The organism is Burkholderia puraquae (genome assembly GCF_002099195.1).
Lineage (GTDB): Bacteria > Pseudomonadota > Gammaproteobacteria > Burkholderiales > Burkholderiaceae > Burkholderia > Burkholderia puraquae.
This window is the reverse complement of the sequence record NZ_NBYX01000013.1, coordinates 58,638-74,665: the sequence shown is the minus strand read 5'-3', so window position 1 is coordinate 74,665 and position 16,028 is coordinate 58,638. Positions and strand designations below refer to the sequence as shown.

At 66.7% G+C, this 16,028-nt stretch carries 16 protein-coding genes; 6 read left to right on the top strand and 10 right to left on the bottom strand.

Annotation, left to right across the window (positions count from 1 at the left end; all coding sequences use genetic code 11):
- Positions 1-117: 117 nt before the first annotated feature.
- The 6 genes from B7G54_RS23660 to B7G54_RS23635 all read right to left on the bottom strand — a co-directional run bounded on the left by B7G54_RS23660 (position 118) and on the right by B7G54_RS23635 (position 7,058).
- Positions 118-1,092, bottom strand: a complete 975-nt coding sequence (locus B7G54_RS23660) for a branched-chain amino acid ABC transporter permease (RefSeq protein ID WP_085041400.1) — start codon at positions 1,090-1,092, stop codon at positions 118-120.
- Positions 1,092-1,976, bottom strand: coding sequence for a branched-chain amino acid ABC transporter permease (locus B7G54_RS23655; RefSeq protein WP_085041275.1), 885 nt, complete (start codon positions 1,974-1,976; stop codon positions 1,092-1,094). Before B7G54_RS23655 ends, B7G54_RS23660 begins: the two co-directional genes overlap by 1 nt.
- A 128-nt stretch (positions 1,977-2,104) precedes the next feature.
- Entirely contained in the window at positions 2,105-3,304 is a 1,200-nt protein-coding gene (locus tag B7G54_RS23650; RefSeq protein ID WP_085041274.1) for an ABC transporter substrate-binding protein, read from the bottom strand.
- Between the two features lie 76 nt (positions 3,305-3,380).
- Positions 3,381-4,136, bottom strand: a complete 756-nt coding sequence (locus tag B7G54_RS23645) for an ABC transporter ATP-binding protein (RefSeq protein ID WP_085041273.1) — start codon at positions 4,134-4,136, stop codon at positions 3,381-3,383.
- Positions 4,133-4,912, bottom strand: a complete 780-nt coding sequence (locus B7G54_RS23640; RefSeq protein ID WP_085041272.1) for an ABC transporter ATP-binding protein — start codon at positions 4,910-4,912, stop codon at positions 4,133-4,135. The genes B7G54_RS23645 and B7G54_RS23640 overlap by 4 nt, the downstream gene beginning before the upstream one ends.
- A gap of 460 nt (positions 4,913-5,372) precedes the next feature.
- A complete protein-coding gene (locus B7G54_RS23635) occupies positions 5,373-7,058 on the bottom strand; it encodes a GMC family oxidoreductase (RefSeq protein WP_085041271.1) in 1,686 nt (561 codons plus the stop codon).
- A gap of 507 nt (positions 7,059-7,565) precedes the next feature.
- Between B7G54_RS23635 and B7G54_RS23630 the strand changes: the two genes are divergently transcribed.
- Together B7G54_RS23630 and B7G54_RS23625 are read left to right on the top strand one after the other, a co-directional pair.
- Complete coding sequence (locus tag B7G54_RS23630) at positions 7,566-8,465, top strand: LysR family transcriptional regulator (protein WP_085041270.1); 900 nt, start codon at positions 7,566-7,568, stop codon at positions 8,463-8,465.
- A gap of 227 nt (positions 8,466-8,692) precedes the next feature.
- The gene (locus tag B7G54_RS23625; protein WP_085041269.1) at positions 8,693-9,226 is read left to right on the top strand and encodes a class IV adenylate cyclase; all 534 of its coding nucleotides are present in this window, start codon (positions 8,693-8,695) and stop codon (positions 9,224-9,226) included.
- Between the two features lie 67 nt (positions 9,227-9,293).
- Here B7G54_RS23625 and B7G54_RS23620 read toward each other — a convergent pair whose 3' ends face one another.
- Positions 9,294-9,779 (bottom strand): Lrp/AsnC family transcriptional regulator, encoded by a 486-nt coding sequence (locus tag B7G54_RS23620; RefSeq protein ID WP_006408082.1) that lies wholly within the window; start codon positions 9,777-9,779, stop codon positions 9,294-9,296.
- Between the two features lie 139 nt (positions 9,780-9,918).
- On the opposite strand from B7G54_RS23620, the gene phhA reads away from it, so the two are divergent.
- Both phhA and B7G54_RS23610 read left to right on the top strand, forming a co-directional pair.
- Positions 9,919-10,812, top strand: coding sequence for a phenylalanine 4-monooxygenase (gene phhA, locus B7G54_RS23615; protein WP_217483668.1), 894 nt, complete (start codon positions 9,919-9,921; stop codon positions 10,810-10,812).
- Positions 10,813-10,948: 136 nt separating this feature from the next.
- Complete coding sequence (locus B7G54_RS23610) at positions 10,949-11,257, top strand: 4a-hydroxytetrahydrobiopterin dehydratase (RefSeq protein ID WP_048247945.1); 309 nt, start codon at positions 10,949-10,951, stop codon at positions 11,255-11,257.
- A 92-nt stretch (positions 11,258-11,349) separates the two neighbouring features.
- On the opposite strand, the gene B7G54_RS23605 is transcribed toward B7G54_RS23610, so the two are convergent.
- Positions 11,350-11,580, bottom strand: coding sequence for a DUF3717 domain-containing protein (locus B7G54_RS23605; RefSeq protein ID WP_039351485.1), 231 nt, complete (start codon positions 11,578-11,580; stop codon positions 11,350-11,352).
- 123 nt (positions 11,581-11,703) lie between these two features.
- On the opposite strand from B7G54_RS23605, the gene B7G54_RS23600 reads away from it, so the two are divergent.
- On the top strand, positions 11,704-12,396 hold the full coding sequence (locus B7G54_RS23600) for a response regulator (protein WP_006401494.1): 693 nt from the start codon (positions 11,704-11,706) through the stop codon (positions 12,394-12,396).
- A 118-nt stretch (positions 12,397-12,514) separates the two neighbouring features.
- Entirely contained in the window at positions 12,515-13,999 is a 1,485-nt protein-coding gene (locus tag B7G54_RS23595) for a sensor histidine kinase (protein WP_085041267.1), read from the top strand.
- A gap of 127 nt (positions 14,000-14,126) precedes the next feature.
- Here the strand turns inward: B7G54_RS23595 and B7G54_RS23590 are convergent, their stop codons facing one another.
- Positions 14,127-14,657 carry an SET domain-containing protein gene (locus B7G54_RS23590; RefSeq protein ID WP_085041266.1) on the bottom strand — a complete coding sequence of 177 codons (531 nt, stop codon included), beginning with the start codon at positions 14,655-14,657 and terminating at the stop codon, positions 14,127-14,129.
- 180 nt (positions 14,658-14,837) lie between these two features.
- Entirely contained in the window at positions 14,838-15,950 is a 1,113-nt protein-coding gene (locus B7G54_RS23585) for an NADH:flavin oxidoreductase/NADH oxidase (RefSeq protein WP_085041265.1), read from the bottom strand.
- Positions 15,951-16,028 lie beyond the last annotated feature (78 nt).

The window sequence follows — 16,028 nt, the reverse complement described above, 5'->3', positions numbered from 1 at the left end:
CACGAAAATGGGGCACCAGCCTGCCGCGCGGTGCCGGCCCGAGCCCGCTGCGACGCCCTTCCGGCGCATGCCGGATGGTGCTTCGCATCAACCCGGGGCGACGAGCGCGGCACGCGCTCAGGAGGCCCTGAGCGGCTTGATCCGCGCGACCATCTCGCCGACGATACCGCGCCGGAAGGCGAGCACGCATGCGATGAAGATCAGCCCCGTGACGATCGTCGCCGATTCGCCGAGCGAATGGAACCACGCGATGCCCGTCGTCGATGCGAGCCATTCGCCGATGTCGCCGAGCCGGTCTTCCAGCGCGACGATCAGTGCCGCGCCCAGCAGCGGCCCGAACAGCGTCCCCATCCCGCCGACGAGCGTCATCAGCACGACGAGGCCCGACATCGTCCAGTACGCGTCCGACAGCGTCTCGAAGCCGAGCACGAGCACCTTCAGCGAGCCGGCCAGCCCCGCGAGGCCCGCCGACAGGATGAACGCGAGCAGCTTGAAGCGGTCGGTGTCGTAGCCGAGCGAGATCGCGCGCGCTTCGTTCTCCTTGATCGCGACGAGCACCTGGCCGAACGGCGAATGAACGACCCGCACGATGAACGCGCATGCGGCGACGACCACTGCCACCACGACGTAGTAGAGCGCGACGTCGTTCGACAGGTCGAGCAGCCCGAACAGATGGCCGCGCGGCACGCCCTGCAGCCCGTCCTCGCCGTGCGTGAACGGCGCCTGCAGGTAGATGAAGTAGACCATCTGCGCGAACGCGAGCGTGATCATCGCGAAGTAGATGCCCTGCCGCCGGATCGCGAACAGCCCGACGACGAGCCCGAGCAGCGTCGCGGCAACGGTGCCGACGAGCACGCCGAGCTCCGGCGTGAAACCGAGCGTCTGCATCGAATAACCGGTCGCATAGCCGGCGGTCGCGAGGAACATCGCATGGCCGAACGACAGCAGCCCCGTATAGCCGATCAGCAGGTTGAACGCGGCCGCGAACAGCGCGAACGTGAGCACCTTCATCACGAACACCGGGTACGCGCCGATGAACGGCGCGGCGAGCAATGCGACGAGCAGCACGCCGTAGAGCACTTTTCTCTGCATCATTTTTCCTTGCCGAAGAGGCCCGCCGGGCGGAACAGCAGCACGATCGCCATGATCACGAACACGACGGTGGCCGATGCTTCGGGGTAGAACACGCGCGTGAAGCCCTCGATCACGCCGAGCAGCAGGCCGGTGACGATCGAGCCGAGGATCGAGCCCATCCCGCCGATCACGACCACCGCGAACACGGTGATGATCATCGGCTGGCCCATCAGCGGCGACACCTGGATCACCGGCGCGGCCAGCACGCCCGCGAACGCGGCGAGCGCGACGCCGAAGCCGTAGGTGAGCGTGATCATCATCGGCACGTTCACGCCGAATGCCTCGACGAGCTTCGGGTTCTCGGTGCCCGCGCGCAGGTAGGCGCCGAGGCGCGTCTTCTCGATCACGAACCATGTCGCGAGACACACCGCGAGCGACGCGATGACCACCCACGCGCGGTAGTTCGGCAGGAACATGAAGCCGAGGTTGGTGGCGCCGGACAACTGCGACGGCACGTCGTACGGCTGGCCGGACGATCCGTAGATCGAACGGAACACGCCTTCGACGACCAGCGTGAGCCCGAACGTGAGCAACAGCCCGTACAGGTGATCGAGCTTGTACAGCCAGCGCAGCATCGAGCGCTCGATCAGGATCCCGAACGCGCCGACGACCAGCGGCGCGATCACGAGCATCGCCCAGTACGGCAGCCCGAAATACGACAGGCCCATCCACGCAAGCATCGCGCCCAGCATGAACAGCGCGCCGTGCGCGAAGTTGATCACGTTGAGCAACCCGAAGATCACCGCGAGCCCGAGGCTCAGGATCGCGTAGAACGAGCCGTTGACGAGCCCGAGCAGCAACTGGCTCAGCATCGCCGGCAACGGAATGCCAAAGATTTCCATCGACTTAGCCGTCAGAATGAGTTTCGTTGCGCGCGCAACCTTCACGCGTTGCGTACGCGGGCGGCGCAGCGGGCACATCGCTGCCGCCGCCACCGAGCGGCGCGCCCGTGCGCGCCGCTACGCCCTGCTTACTTCCACAACGCGCAGCGCGATTCCTGCTTGGTCGCGAACGCCTGTTCGCCCGGAATCGTCGCGAGCACCTTGTAGTAATCCCACGGCTCCTTCGATTCCGCCGGCTTCTTCACTTCCATCAGGTACATGTCGTGGATCATGCTGCCGTCGGTGCGGATGTAGCCCTTCGCGTAGAAGTCGTTGATCTTGATCTTCTTCAGCTCGGCCATCACCTTGTCGGAGTCGGTCGTGCCGGCGGCCTGGACGGCCTTCAGGTAGGTCGTCACCGACGAGTAGTCGGCTGCCTGGAGGCTCGACGGCATCTTCTTCATCTTGCCGAAGTAACGCTGCGCCCACTGGCGCGACGCCGCATCGCGGTTCCAGTACCAGCTGTCGGTCAGCACGAGGCCCTGCGTCGTCTCGAGGCCGAGGCTGTGCACGTCGTCGATGAACATCAGCAGCGCGGCGAGCTTCATCGTCTTCGTGATGCCGAACTCCTTCGCGGCCTTGATCGCGTTGATCGTGTCGCCGCCCGCGTTCGCGAGGCCGAGGATCTGCGCCTTCGACGATTGCGCCTGCAGCAGGAACGACGAGAAATCCGACGCGGACAGCGGGTGGCGCACCGCGCCGAGCACCTGGCCGCCGTTCGCCTTCACGACATCCGACGTGTTCTTCTCGAGCGCCTTGCCGAATGCGTAGTCGGCGGTCAGGAAGAACCACGTCTTGCCGCCCTGCTTCACTACGGCCGAACCGGTGCCCTTCGCGAGCGCCATCGTGTCGTACGCGTAGTGGACCGTGTACGGCGTGCACTGCTCGTTGGTCAGCGTGTCGGCGCCCGCGCCGATGTTGATGTAGACCTTCTTCTTCTCGGCCGCGACCTGGTTCATCGACAGCGCGGTGGCGGAATTCGTGCCGCCGACCAGCAGGTCGAGCCCGCCGCGGTCCATCCATTCGCGCGCCTTCGACGCGGCGATGTCGGCCTTGTTCTGGTGATCGGCATAGACGACCTCGATCGGCTTGCCGAGCACCTTGCCGCCGAAGTCGGCAACCGCCATGCGGATCGCTTCGAGGCCGCCCTGCCCGTCGATATCCGCGTAAAGCCCCGACATGTCGGTGATGAAGCCGATCTTCACGGTATCCGCGGCCTGCGCGGCGCCGGCGGTGAACGCGGCAGTCGCGAGCGCGAGACAGGCGTGTGCGAGGGTCTTCATTTTCATTGACGTCTCCTGTTGTTCTGATGCGTTGTGGTTGTTCGAAGCCGCCACGGCTAGCGGCGAGAGAGACGGGGCGGCGTCACACCCCGAGCAGGTCGTGCAGGGTCGGCATCTTGCTTTCCAGTTCGGCCGCCTGGAAATGTTCGACGATGCTGCCGTGCTCCATCACGTAGAACCGGTCGGCGAGCGGCGCGGCGAAGCGGAAATTCTGTTCGACCATCACGATCGTGTAGCCGCGTGCCTTCAGTGCGACGATCATCCGCGCCAGCGCCTGCACGATCACCGGCGCGAGGCCTTCGGAAATCTCGTCGAGCAGCAGCAGGTTCGCACCGGTGCGCAGGATCCGCGCGACCGCGAGCATCTGCTGCTCGCCGCCGGACAGCCGCGTGCCCTGGCTCTGCCGACGCGACGCGAGGTTCGGGAACATCGTGTAGATCTCGTCGATCGACATCGCGTGGTCGCGCGGCCCGATCGGCGGCGGCAGCATCAGGTTCTCCTCGCACGACAGGCTCGAGAAGATCCCGCGCTCCTCCGGGCAGTAGCCGACGCCGAAATGTGCGATGCGGTGCGTCGCGAGGCCGATCGTCTCGTTGCCCGCGACCTTGATCGACCCGCTGCGGCGGCCCGTGAGGCCCATGATCGCGCGCAGCGTCGTGGTGCGGCCCGCGCCGTTGCGGCCGAGCAGCGTGACGACTTCGCCGCGATGCACCGTCAGGTCGACACCGTGCAATATGTGGGATTCCCCGTACCAGGCCTCCAGGCCCGTGATCTCCAGCGCGGGCGTACCGCTTTCGACGCCGCTCAATTCGCGTTCCTCCCGTTCGCTGTGCTTCATGCGTGCGCCCCCGCGAGCGCCGCATCGGCGCTGCCCATGTAGGCCTCGATGACGAGCGGATTCTTCGACACTTCCGCATACGAGCCTTCGGCCAGCACCTCGCCGCGTTGCAGGACGGTGATCGTGTCGGAGATGCCCGCGATCACGTTCATGTTGTGCTCGACCATCAGGATCGTGCGGCCGCTCGCGACCTTCTTGATCAGCGCCGTCACGCGATCGACGTCCTCGTGGCCCATCCCCTGCGTGGGCTCGTCGAGCAGCATCAGTTCGGGCTCCATCGCGAGCGTGGTCGCGATCTCCAGCGCGCGCTTGCGGCCGTATGCGAGCTCGACGGTCGGCACCTGCGCGAAATCGGTGAGGCCGACCTGCGTGAGCAGGTCCATCGCGCGGTCGTCGAGCCGCTTCAGCGTGCTTTCGCTGCGCCAGAAATGGAATTCGGTGCCGAGCGCGCGCTGCAGGCCGATGCGCACGTTCTGCAGCGCGGTCAGGTGCGGGAACACGGCCGATATCTGGAACGAGCGGATGATGCCGCGCCGCGCAACCTGTGCGGGCCGCTCGTCGGTGATGTCGATCCCGTTGAAGACGATCTGGCCGGCCGTCGGCGTCAGGAATTTGGTGAGGAGGTTGAAGCAGGTCGTCTTGCCTGCGCCGTTCGGTCCGATCAACGCATGGATCGCACCGCGACGCACACGCAGGTTCACGCCGTTGACGGCCGTGAAACCCCTGAATTCCTTGGTCAGTCCGCGTGTTTCCAGAATCGTGTCGCCGAGAATCATGTTCCCTTCCGTACGAAGTCAGGCGAAGCACCGGGAAGATTCGCGAGAAGCGTCCGCGAAACAGGTCAGCGGATGAGCAGGCTGCCCCGGGCGCCGTGTTACGCCTCGAGGGTGGTCTCCCGCGCCGACGCGTATGCACACTGCGCCACATTGTCTCGCCGTTGGTGCAGTGCAATCATCGGGATTTGCACTTATAGGGCTGGCCGCCATATCGCGCGCGACTGTGCACGATGTTTCGCCACGTTTTTTTTGACACGTGCATCATCGACCGTTGCCTATCCGCACGGCCCGTGCAAGCTCGCAACTAAATCGCCGTGCGGCCGCACGGCTTGCATGGATCGTGCCGGCGAACCGGCACAATCGGCGCCATCGGCACCGGCACTGCAACGACAGCTTGTTTCGCATAGCGAATCAGCGGGCGTCATCATGACGGCCCGCTGTCGCGCGTGTCAGCGTTCCGTCACGCGGCTGTCACCGCGGGCTCCGTGTGCACCGGCGTCGCTTCGCGTGCCGCGCGGCGATCGGCACGGATCATGTCGCTCGCGCGTTCGGCGATCATCAGTGTCGGCGAATTGGTATTGCCCGATGTGATGAACGGCATCACCGACGCATCGACGATCCGCAGCCCGGCGATGCCGCGCACGCGAAGCCGGCTGTCGACCACCGCACGCTCATCGTCGGCACGCCCCATCCGGCAGGTGCCGACCGGATGGAAGATCGTCGTGCCGACCGCGCCCGCCGCCTCGATCAGCTCGGCTTCGCTCCGGTACTGCGTGCCCGGCAGGATTTCCTCGGGACGATAGCGCGCGAGCGCCGGTGCGGACGCGATCCGGCGCGTGAGGCGCAACGCGTTCGCGGCGACATGGCGATCATGGTCGGTCGACAGATAGTTCGGCGCGATTGCGGGTGCGCTGCCCGGATCGGCGCTCGCGATATGCACGCTGCCGCGTGACGTCGGCCGCAGATGGCACACGGACGCCGTAAACGCGTTGAAGCTGTGCAGCGGCTCGCCGAAGCGTTCGAGCGACAGCGGTTGCACGTGGTATTCGAGATCGGGGCGCGTGAGCGCGGGATCGTCCGGGTCGGATTTGGCGAACGCGCCGAGCTGCGACGGCGCCATCGACATCGGCCCGCGCTGCAGCAACGCATATTCGGCGCCGATCATCAGCTTGCCCCACCAGTGTGCGGACAGCGTGTTGAGCGTGCGCACACCTTCGACGCGAAACGCCATCCGCAATTGCAGGTGATCCTGCAGGTTTTCGCCGACGCCCGGCAGATCCTGCACGACGTCGATGCCGAGCGCCTGCAGCCGCCGGCCATCGCCGATACCCGACAGCTCGAGCAGCTGCGGCGAATTCACGGCGCCGGACGTCAGCAGCACCTCCGAGCGCGCCCGTGCAACGTAATCGGTGCCGCCGCCGTGATATTCGACGCCGACTGCGCGCCGCCCATCGAAGATCACGCGCTGCGCCTGTGCGCCGGTGATCACGGTCAGGTTCGGGCGCGCCATCGCGGGCCGCAGGAACGCCTTCGACGTATTCCAGCGCACGCCGCGCTTCTGGTTCACCTCGAAATAGCCGACCCCGGCATTGTCGCCGCGATTGAAGTCGTCGGTTGCCGGGATGCCCGTCTGCTGCGCGGCCTGCGCGAACGATTCGAGGATCTCCCAGCGCAGCCGTTGCTTCTCGACGCGCCAGTAACCGCCCGCGCCATGCGCGTCGCTTGCGCCCGCATGGTGATCCTCGCTGCGCTTGAAGATCGGCAGCACGCTGTCCCATGACCAGCCGGCGTCGCCGGTTTCCTGCGCCCAGCTGTCGTAATCCTCGCGCTGGCCGCGCATGTAGATCATCCCGTTGATCGACGAGCAGCCGCCGAGAACGCGGCCGCGCGGATACGACAGCGCCCGGCCGTTGAGCGCCGCTTCGGGTTGCGTTTTGTACAGCCAGTCGGTGCGCGGGTTGCCGATGCAATATAGATAGCCGACCGGAATGTGGATCCAGTGATAGTCGTCCTTGCCGCCCGCTTCGAGCAGCAGCACGCGGATGTCGGGGTCTTCAGTCAGGCGGTTCGCGAGCACGCAGCCCGCGGTGCCCGCGCCGACGATCACGTAATCGAATTCGCCTTCTAGCGTGCGTCGAGTAGTCACGGTGTGTCTCCTGTCGACCAGAGTTAGCGCTTTAGCGCTTACTCTGGTCCCATGGCGTGGTTGGCTGGAGTTAGCGCTTCAGCGCTTACTCCAGCCCCACGGCGGTCGACCAGAGTTAGCGCTTTAGCGCTTACTCCAGCCCCACGGCGGTCGACCAGAGTTGGCGCTTTAGCGCTTACTCTGGTTCCATGGCGTGGTTGGCTGGAGTTGGCACTTCAGCGCTTACTCTGGCCCCATCGCGTGGCCGGCTGGAGCTGGCACTTCAGCACCCACTCCATCCCCACGGCGGTCGACCCGAGTGAGCGCCTCAACGCCGGCACTGGCCCCATCCAAATCTCATTGTTGTCCGCCACGCGGCGCAATACCGCGCGTCATTTCCAGCATAGTGCGTCGCGCGCCGCGCTTGCTGCCCTGCGCGCCACGACCGATGAAGCGTACTCCGGCTGCCGGCCGCCGATCCAATGAGTTATGCTGAACTGCGTTATAAGCCGCGCTCATATCACGACGATGGATCTCACCCTGCTCCGCGCGTTCGCGACGGTCGCGCGCGAAGGCAACCTGACGCGCGCCGCCGTGCAACTGCACCTGACGCAGCCGGCCGTCAGCCTGCAGATCAAGCATCTGCAGGAAACGCTCGGCGTCACGCTGTTTACGCGCACGTCGCGCGGGCTCGCGCTCACGCGCGACGGCCAGACGCTGCTGCCGCATGCGGAACGCGCGCTCGCCGCCGCCGCCGACGTGCAGCGCGCCGCTGCTGCGCTGCGGCACGAGGTGCGCGGCCGGTTGCGGATCGGCACGATCCTCGATCCGGGCTTCCTGCGGCTCGGCGGCTTCCTGCGCGCGCTCGTCGAAACCCATCCGCAGATCGAAACCGCACTGCGGCACGGGATGTCGGGCTGGGTGATCGAACAGGTGCGCACGCAAGCGCTCGACGTCGGCTATTACATCGGCCGGCCGGGCGAGGACGATCCGCTCGACAGCGCACTGTTCCACACCGTCACGCTCACGCATTTCCAGTACCGTGTGCTCGCGCCGGCCGGCTGGAAGGAGCGCGTGCAGCGCGCACACGACTGGCGCTCGCTTGCCACGCTGCCGTGGATCTGGACGCCGCCTGCGTCCGCACACCACCGGCTGCTGTCGCGGCGCTTCGCGGATGCCGGCACGCAGCCGGTCAAGGTTGCCGAGGTCGACCAGGAGCAGTCGATGCTCGATCTCGTCAAATCGGGCATCGGGTTGACGCTCGCGCGCGCCTCGACCGCGCTGGCCGAGGCGCACGCGCATGCGCTGACGATCGTCGAACACGTGACGGTGCCGACCGAACTGACCTTCGTGACGCTCGCCGAGCGGTGCGACGAACCGGCGATCGCTGCCGCGCTGCGGCTGATCGAGGCGCAGTGGGCGATATGAGTGCTGCTGATGTCGCTGCGGCTGGCCGCGCACCGGGCGTCAACGCCTGACACGTCGGCAGCCGGTGCCCGCGCGGGCCGTTGCGTGTGCGTGAACGGTGGAATCAGGACGCCGAACTCCCGGCCGCGTCGTGTCGCCGCGTCCCGCCGCTCGTCACGCCACCTTCGCGGGCTTTTTGCTAGATTGTGCATTCGCACACCGCGAGACCCCGATTGAAGGAGACCCGCATGGCCCGCAACATCGAGATCAAAGCCCGCGCCCGCGAATTCGACCAGCTGCGTGAACAGGCGGCCAGGCTCGCGACCGAAGCGCCGCTGTTCTATCGCCAGCAGGATTTCTTCTATGACGTGCCTCGCGGCCGGCTGAAGCTGCGCCGCTTCGAGGACGGCACGCCGGCCGAACTGATCTTCTACCAGCGCGACGACCGCGACGGCCCGAAGGCGTCGTACTACACCCGCAGCCCGGTGACGAACCCCGACGCGATGCATGCGCTGCTCGCCACCGCGCTGACCACGCGCGGGATCGTGACGAAGGAACGGCACGTGTACCTCGCGGGCCGCACGCGCATCCACCTCGACCGCGTCGACGGCCTCGGCGATTTCATCGAACTGGAAGTCGTGCTCGGACCCGACGACGACGAAGCCGGCGGCGAAGCCGAAGCGCACGACGTGTTCGCGAAGCTCGGCGTGTCGCAGGACGATCTCGTCGCGGTCGCGTACGTCGACCTGTTGAACGCCGATACGCAGCACGAAGCGGCCTGATCCGGCCCTGCCCCGCGGCGGCGCAACGGCGCACCGCCTTCAACCCTGCCGCCGCCCTGTCGCCGCGTTATGCGGCGCCAGGTGCCAGGTGTGCGAGCGGCAGCGCGCCGTTGCGCTTGAAGGTCGTCAGCACGATGTTCGAGCGCACGCTGTCGACACCCGGCACGCGCATCAGCTTCTTCATCACGAACTGCGACAGCGCGTTCAGGTCGGGCGCGACGATCCGCAGCAGGTAGTCGGCATCGCCCACCACCGCATGGCATTCGAGCACTTCCGGCAGCACGTCGATCTGCTGCTGGAACTGCTCGATGATCGAATCGCCGTGATGCTTGAGCTTCAGGCTCGTGAACGCGGTGACGCCGAGCCCGAGCTTTTCGGGGCGCAGCATCACGCGGTAGCCTTCGATCACGCCGGCCGCCTCGAGCCGCTGCAGCCGCCGGCCGATCTGCGACGGCGACAGCGGCACCTCCTCGCCGAGCTGCTGATGCGTCGCGCGACCGAAGCGCTGCAGCACGTCCAGCAGCGCGAGATCGAAGTGATCGAGTTCCAGCATGATTATTCTCCGCATTGATTCATGATTTTGTGCGCGATTATCGCATCACATGGCGAATCAGCGCCAATATTGCGCCCATTCCGCGTGCAGCCCGCTCTACACTTGCATGGTTACCCACCGCCACGTGCAGAGCCAGATCATGTCCACCGTCGTCACCGCGAAACTGCAGGAGCAGTTCGATGCGGGCCTCGAAACCCGCGCCGATTTCACCATCGACCAGCCGCTCGCGCGTTACGGCCAGGTCGACCACGCGGTGTGGAAGCAGCTCTATGCACGCCAGTCGGCGCTGCTGCGCGGGCGCGCGTGCGATGCGTTCGTCGCGGGGCTCGGGAAGATCGACCTGCCGGCTGATCGCGTGCCGTCGTTCGCCGACGTGAACCGCCAGCTGAAGCCGGCAACGGGCTGGGAGATCGTCGCGGTGCCGGGCCTCGTGCCCGACCGCGTGTTCTTCGAGCATCTCGCGAACCGGCGCTTCCCGGTTACCTGGTGGATGCGCCGTCCCGACCAGCTCGACTACCTGCAGGAACCCGACTGCTTCCACGACCTGTTCGGCCACGTGCCGCTGCTGATCGACCCGGTGTTCGCCGACTACATGCAGGCGTACGGCCGCACCGCGCTCGCGGTCGCCGACGACGAAGCAGCGCTCGCGCGCCTCGCGCGACTCTACTGGTATACGGTGGAATTCGGGCTGATCCGCGACCCGCGCGGCACGAACGGGCTGTCGATCTACGGCGCCGGGATCGTGTCGAGCAAGGGCGAAAGCCTGTACAGCCTCGAGAGCGCGGCGCCGAACCGGCTCGGCTTCGACCTCGAGCGCGTGATGCGCACGAAGTACCGGATCGACACGTTCCAGAAGACCTACTTCGTGATCGACGATTTCGCGCAACTGTTCGCGCTCGCCGACGTCGATGGCCGCGCGCTGGCCGACCGGCTGGCCCCGCTGCCCGAATTCGCGGCCGGCGCGGTGCTCGATACCGATCGCGTGCTGCATTGCGGCACGGGCGAAGGCTGGCTCGACGACGACGACGCGTGACGCGCGAGCGCGAGCACGCGAAAGCGCGCCGATGGTCGCCGGATGGCCTTCCCGCAACTATGAAACAATGACCGGTGCCGGCTTCGCCGCGCGGCGCAACCGCGCGCGAGTGCCGTTACCGACCGAGAGGTGCAAGATGATCCACAAGCTCACATCAGAAGAACGCAAGACCCGGCTCGAAGGCCTGCCGCTCTGGACGGCCGTGCCGGGCCGCGACGCGATCCAGCGCAGCCTGCGCTTCGCCGATTTCAACGAAGCGTTCGGCTTCATGACGCGCGTCGCGATCAAGGCGCAGGAAATGAACCACCATCCGGAATGGTTCAACGTGTACAACCGCGTCGACGTCACGCTGTCGACCCACGATGCCGACGGCCTGACCGAACGCGACATCGAACTGGCGCTGTTCATCGACCGTGCCGGCGCGCACGCGCACCCGGCCGCCTGAAGCCTTCCTCTACCGCCGCGCGTCTTTCGATGCGCGGCGCGTCAACTTTTCATTTCGATGAACGTTTTCTAGGATGTAGTCAGCGAAAGCCTTCAGCTTTCCAAGCCATCCTTAAGGCGCACGTAAGTCTCGTACGCATTCCGTGCCTTGGGGTCCAAACCTTCCAGTTGTAGCGCGCTTTCGCGCTGTACAATCAGCAGCGCATACGGCTTGGAGAGCGCGCTGGCCTCTTCGCAGAGTTTGAGTTCGTCGCCGCTCGACGGCGAGCGGGCGCGCCAGAAATTGATCGCGGCTTCTAGGTCGTTGATCGAAATATCGGACATGATTGGATTTAATCGTTCGCTGGCCGCCATGCTTGATTGTCAGGTGTTGCGGCGCCCCTGTGGAAACGGCGTCGTGCTGTCCGCGTGCCTGAACCGCCAACCCATTGTACTTGAGCGAACTTCATGCGACTCCTTCTGATCGAAGACGACCGCCCCATCGCACGCGGTATCCAGAGCAGCCTCGAGCAGGCTGGCTTCACCGTCGACATGGTGCATGACGGCATCTTTGCCGAACAGGCGCTGGCACAGAACCGCCACGAACTCGTGATCCTCGACCTCGGCCTGCCGGGCATCGACGGGATGACGCTGCTCACGCGCTTCCGCCAGACCAACCGCCACACGCCCGTCATCGTGCTGACCGCACGCGACGAGCTGAACGACCGGATCCAGGGCCTGAATTCGGGTGCCGACGACTACATGCTCAAGCCGTTCGAGCCGGCCGAGCTCGAAGCGCGCATCCGCGCGGTGATGCGCCGCAGCGGCCCGCACAGCGACATGCCGCGTCCGGAAGTGTCGCTCGGCGGCGTCCGCCTGTCGGGCGTCGACCGCCGCATCTTCAACGACGACAAGCCGCTCGAGCTGTCGCCGCGCGAATTCGCGGTGCTCGAAATGCTGCTGCTGCGCCACGGCCGCGTCGTCAGCAAGGCCCAGTTGCAGGATCACCTCACGCACTTCGGCGGCGATCTCGGCGACACCGCGATCGAAGTCTACGTGCACCGCGTGCGCAAGAAACTCGAGCAGTGCCGTGTCGAAATCGTCACGGTGCGCGGCTTCGGCTACCTGCTGCAGGAAATCCGCCAGACGGCGAGCGTCTGAGCGGCGGCCGCGCGCCGGGCGGCCACGTGCCGCCCGCGTGTGGTGCTGCTCCGCGTCACCGCCCGGCGCAAGACCGCGCCGCTCCCCGTGAGCGGCGCTTATCCATTTGCCCGTCGAAATGTCTCCTGATCCGGCTGTGACCACCAGCCTGCGCCGCTCGCTGCTTCGGCGCCTCGCCGCCCCGCTGTCGATGCTCGCGCTGATGAGCGGCCTGATCGCCTACTGGCTCGCGTGGCAATACACGCAGCACGTGATCGACCGCTCGCTCGCCGATCTCGCGACCGCCATCTCCAAACAGATCCAGATCGCCGGCCCCGACGCGCCGTTCACGGTGCCGCCGCTCGCGCAGGCGATGTTCTCCGATCCCGCCGAAGCGCTGATCTACCGGATCAGCGACGGCGAACAGGAACTCGCCGGCGATCCGAAGCTGCCGCTGCAGGGCATCAACGTGCGCCGCATGCATCACGCGTACGTATTCGAGGCCGAATACGACAACCGCGCGGTGCGGGTCGCGCAGGTGCGCGTCGACGATGTCGAGGGCGGCAAGCCGATGGTCGTCGAGGTCGCGCAGCCGGTGCGGCACCGCTACCGGATCGCGGCCGAATTCCTCGTTGCCATCATGATGCCGCTGCTGCTGTTGCTGCTCGCGGGCTGGGGCATCGTGTGGCGCGTCGTGAACCAGCAGCTCGGCCCGCTCACGCACCTGGCCGATTCGCTGAACCGGCAGACCCACACGTCGCTGGAGCCGGTCGACGAAACCGAGGTGCCGCTGGAAATCCGGCCGCTGACGAGTGCGATGAACGCGCTGCTCGGCCGCCTGAAGACCGCGCTCGACGCGCAGCGCAAGTTCATCGCCGATGCCGCGCACCAGTTGCGCACGCCGCTCACGGCCGTGAAGCTGCACGCGGAGCAGGCAGCTGTTGCACGCGACCCGCACCAGACCTACGCCGCGGTGCGCGAACTGCGCGCAGCCGCCGACCGCGCGGTACGGCTGTCGAACCAGTTGCTGTCGCTCGCCCGTGCGGAACCGGGCGAACAGGCCGCGCGGTTCGTCGACGTCGACCTTGCAGCGATGGCGTTCGAGACGGGCGCCGAATGGGTGCCGCGCGCACTCGCATCGCACGTCGACCTCGGCTTCCAGCGTACCGACGATCCAGGCGACGACGAGAAGCTGGTCGTGCGCGGCAACCCCGTGCTGCTGCGCGAGGTGATCGCGAACCTGCTCGACAATGCGCTGAAGTACGTGCCCCTCGCGCGCCCGAACGGCGCGCGAATCACGGTGAACGTCGCGCGCGGCGCGCTCGAGGACGGCCACCCGGCCGCCGAGATCGTCGTCGAGGACAACGGCCCCGGCGTGCCCGCCAACCAGCAGGCCGACCTGTTCAAGCGCTTCTTCCGCGGCGACGCCCAAAGCGGCAACGGCGTCGAGACGGGCGCCGGGCTCGGCCTCGCGATCGTGCACGACATCATCGCGATGCACGGCGGCACCGTATCGTACGAGGACGCATCGGAAGGCGGCTCGCGCTTCGTGGTGAGGGTACCGCTGACCGCGCGCCCGGAGAAACCGGCCAGCGAGACGCCGGCCGCCGCGTCGACGCACTGAGCGATTCGCGGCGGGCAGCCGTTGGTCGGGCCGCGCGCCGGATGAGGAAGGCGGAAGGCACGGCTGCGCGACGCGGCAGCCATCCGCTGAAACGGCAGCGGCAGCGCACGATGCGCCGCCGCCGGCATCACTTCTTGCTTTTCTTGTCCTTCGATCGGGACTCGGACTTGCCGTCCTTCTTGTCCTTCTTCTTTTTCTTCTTCCCGCTGTCGTCGGATGTCGCGAGCAGCGTGCCGCGGCACGACGCCGCACCGCAGTGGCACGCGTATTCGCGCTTGAGCGACTTCGTCAGCTTCGCATCGATCACGAGGCCGTAGTCGTAGAACAGTTCCTCTTCCGGCCCGATGTCGCGCAGTGCGTGGATGTACACGCGACCTTTGACTTCCTCGGCTTCGCAGTTCGGCGCGCACGAGTGGTTGATCCAGCGCGCGCTGTTGCCGTCGATCTTGCCGTCGATCACCCCGCCCTCGTCCAGTGCGAAGTAGAACGTATGGTTCGGTTCACTCGGGTCGTGCGGGTGACGGCGCAGCGCTTCCTTCCACGAAATTCGTTCGCCCTTGTATTCCACTACGCGCTCGCCGGCCTTGATCGGCGCCACGGCGAACACGCCCTTGCCGTGTACTCCCGAGCGGCGCACCGCGATCCTGCGTGAACTCATCGAACGAATCCTTGTGAAAACGAATTGAATGGAAGGCGGCCGCAATCGCAACCCGGCGTCGCGCAAAACGAAAACGCGGCACCGGTCGGTGCCGCGTCAGGCCATGCGGCGAATCACCCGCATCCTACACGTTCACGATTGCTTCGTTCAACATCACGCGCAATATTGCGCGCCCTGCACTCAACGCTGGCCGAATGCGATGTCGCCGAACAACGCCTTGTGCTCGCGCGGCTGCGAACGCCAGTACTGCGGCGGCGCCGTCACCTGCGCACCGAGCTCGGCCGCCGCGTGCCACGGCCAGCGCGGGTCGTACAGCATCGCGCGCGCCATCGCGACGAAATCGGCATCGCCGGCCTCGATGAGCCGGTTCGCATGGGCGGGCTCGTTGATCAGGCCAACGGCCACCGTCGGCATGCCGACCGCACGCTTCACGGCCTGCGCGAACGGCACCTGGTAGCCGGGCGACAGCGGAATCTTCTGCAGCGGCGACACGCCGCCGGACGACACGTCGATCCAGTCGCAGCCGCGGCGCTTCAGTTCGTGCGCGAACGCGATCGTATCGTCGAGCTCCCAGCCGCCTTCGACCCAGTCGGTCGCGGACACGCGCACGCCGACCGGCAGGTCCTCCGGAAACGCCGCGCGCACGATCTCGAAGATCTCGAGCGGAAAGCGCATGCGGTTTTCGAGCGAGCCGCCGTATTCGTCGGTGCGCCGGTTCGCGAGCGGCGACAGGAACTGGTGCAGCAGGTAGCCGTGTGCCGCGTGCACCTCGATCGCGTCGATGCCGAGCCGTGCAGCCCGCTTCGCCGAGGCCGCGAACGCTTCGCGGATCCGGTTCAGGCCCGCGGCATCGAGTGCGAGCGGCGGCGTCTCGCCATCCTTGTGCGGCACGGCCGACGGCGCATGCGGCAACCAGCCGCCGTCGGCGACGGACACGAGCTGCCCGCCCTGCCACGGCACGTTGCTCGACGCCTTGCGCCCCGCATGCGACAACTGCATCGCGACGCGGATCGGCGAATGCTTGCGGATCGCGGCCAGCACGGGCTTCAGCGCGGCTTCGGTCACGTCGTCCCAGAGGCCGAGGTCGCCATGCGTGATGCGCCCGTCGGGTTCCACCGCGGTCGCCTCGATGCAGAGCAGCCCCGCGCCCGACAGCGCGAGATGGCCGAGGTGAATCATGTGCCAGTCGGTCGCTTCACCGCGTTCGGCCGAATACTGGCACATCGGGGAGATCACGATCCGGTTCGGAAGGGTCACGCCGCGCAGCGTGAACGGGGAAAACAGCGCAGTCATGGAGGCCGCTCGCCAGGAAAGGAAGGAGCGAACGAGCGTAGCACGCAGGCCGGAAGCGTGCTGGCCGTGCACGCGGCA

What these genes read in the sequence shown, in the direction of transcription:
- B7G54_RS23585 (WP_085041265.1), bottom strand. Translation starts at nt 15,950, where the DNA reads ATGACTGCGCTGTTTTCCCCGTTCACGCTGCGCGGCGTGACCCTTCCG.
- B7G54_RS23645 (WP_085041273.1), bottom strand. Translation starts at nt 4,136, where the DNA reads ATGAAGCACAGCGAACGGGAGGAACGCGAATTGAGCGGCGTCGAAAGC.
- B7G54_RS23595 (WP_085041267.1), top strand. Translation starts at nt 12,515, where the DNA reads ATGTCTCCTGATCCGGCTGTGACCACCAGCCTGCGCCGCTCGCTGCTT.
- B7G54_RS23655 (WP_085041275.1), bottom strand. Translation starts at nt 1,976, where the DNA reads ATGGAAATCTTTGGCATTCCGTTGCCGGCGATGCTGAGCCAGTTGCTG.
- phhA (WP_217483668.1), top strand. Translation starts at nt 9,919, where the DNA reads ATGTCCACCGTCGTCACCGCGAAACTGCAGGAGCAGTTCGATGCGGGC.
- B7G54_RS23630 (WP_085041270.1), top strand. Translation starts at nt 7,566, where the DNA reads ATGGATCTCACCCTGCTCCGCGCGTTCGCGACGGTCGCGCGCGAAGGC.
- B7G54_RS23640 (WP_085041272.1), bottom strand. Translation starts at nt 4,912, where the DNA reads ATGATTCTCGGCGACACGATTCTGGAAACACGCGGACTGACCAAGGAA.
- B7G54_RS23660 (WP_085041400.1), bottom strand. Translation starts at nt 1,092, where the DNA reads ATGCAGAGAAAAGTGCTCTACGGCGTGCTGCTCGTCGCATTGCTCGCC.
- B7G54_RS23605 (WP_039351485.1), bottom strand. Translation starts at nt 11,580, where the DNA reads ATGTCCGATATTTCGATCAACGACCTAGAAGCCGCGATCAATTTCTGG.
- B7G54_RS23625 (WP_085041269.1), top strand. Translation starts at nt 8,693, where the DNA reads ATGGCCCGCAACATCGAGATCAAAGCCCGCGCCCGCGAATTCGACCAG.
- B7G54_RS23610 (WP_048247945.1), top strand. Translation starts at nt 10,949, where the DNA reads ATGATCCACAAGCTCACATCAGAAGAACGCAAGACCCGGCTCGAAGGC.
- B7G54_RS23590 (WP_085041266.1), bottom strand. Translation starts at nt 14,657, where the DNA reads ATGAGTTCACGCAGGATCGCGGTGCGCCGCTCGGGAGTACACGGCAAG.
- B7G54_RS23600 (WP_006401494.1), top strand. Translation starts at nt 11,704, where the DNA reads ATGCGACTCCTTCTGATCGAAGACGACCGCCCCATCGCACGCGGTATC.
- B7G54_RS23620 (WP_006408082.1), bottom strand. Translation starts at nt 9,779, where the DNA reads ATGCTGGAACTCGATCACTTCGATCTCGCGCTGCTGGACGTGCTGCAG.
- B7G54_RS23650 (WP_085041274.1), bottom strand. Translation starts at nt 3,304, where the DNA reads ATGAAAATGAAGACCCTCGCACACGCCTGTCTCGCGCTCGCGACTGCC.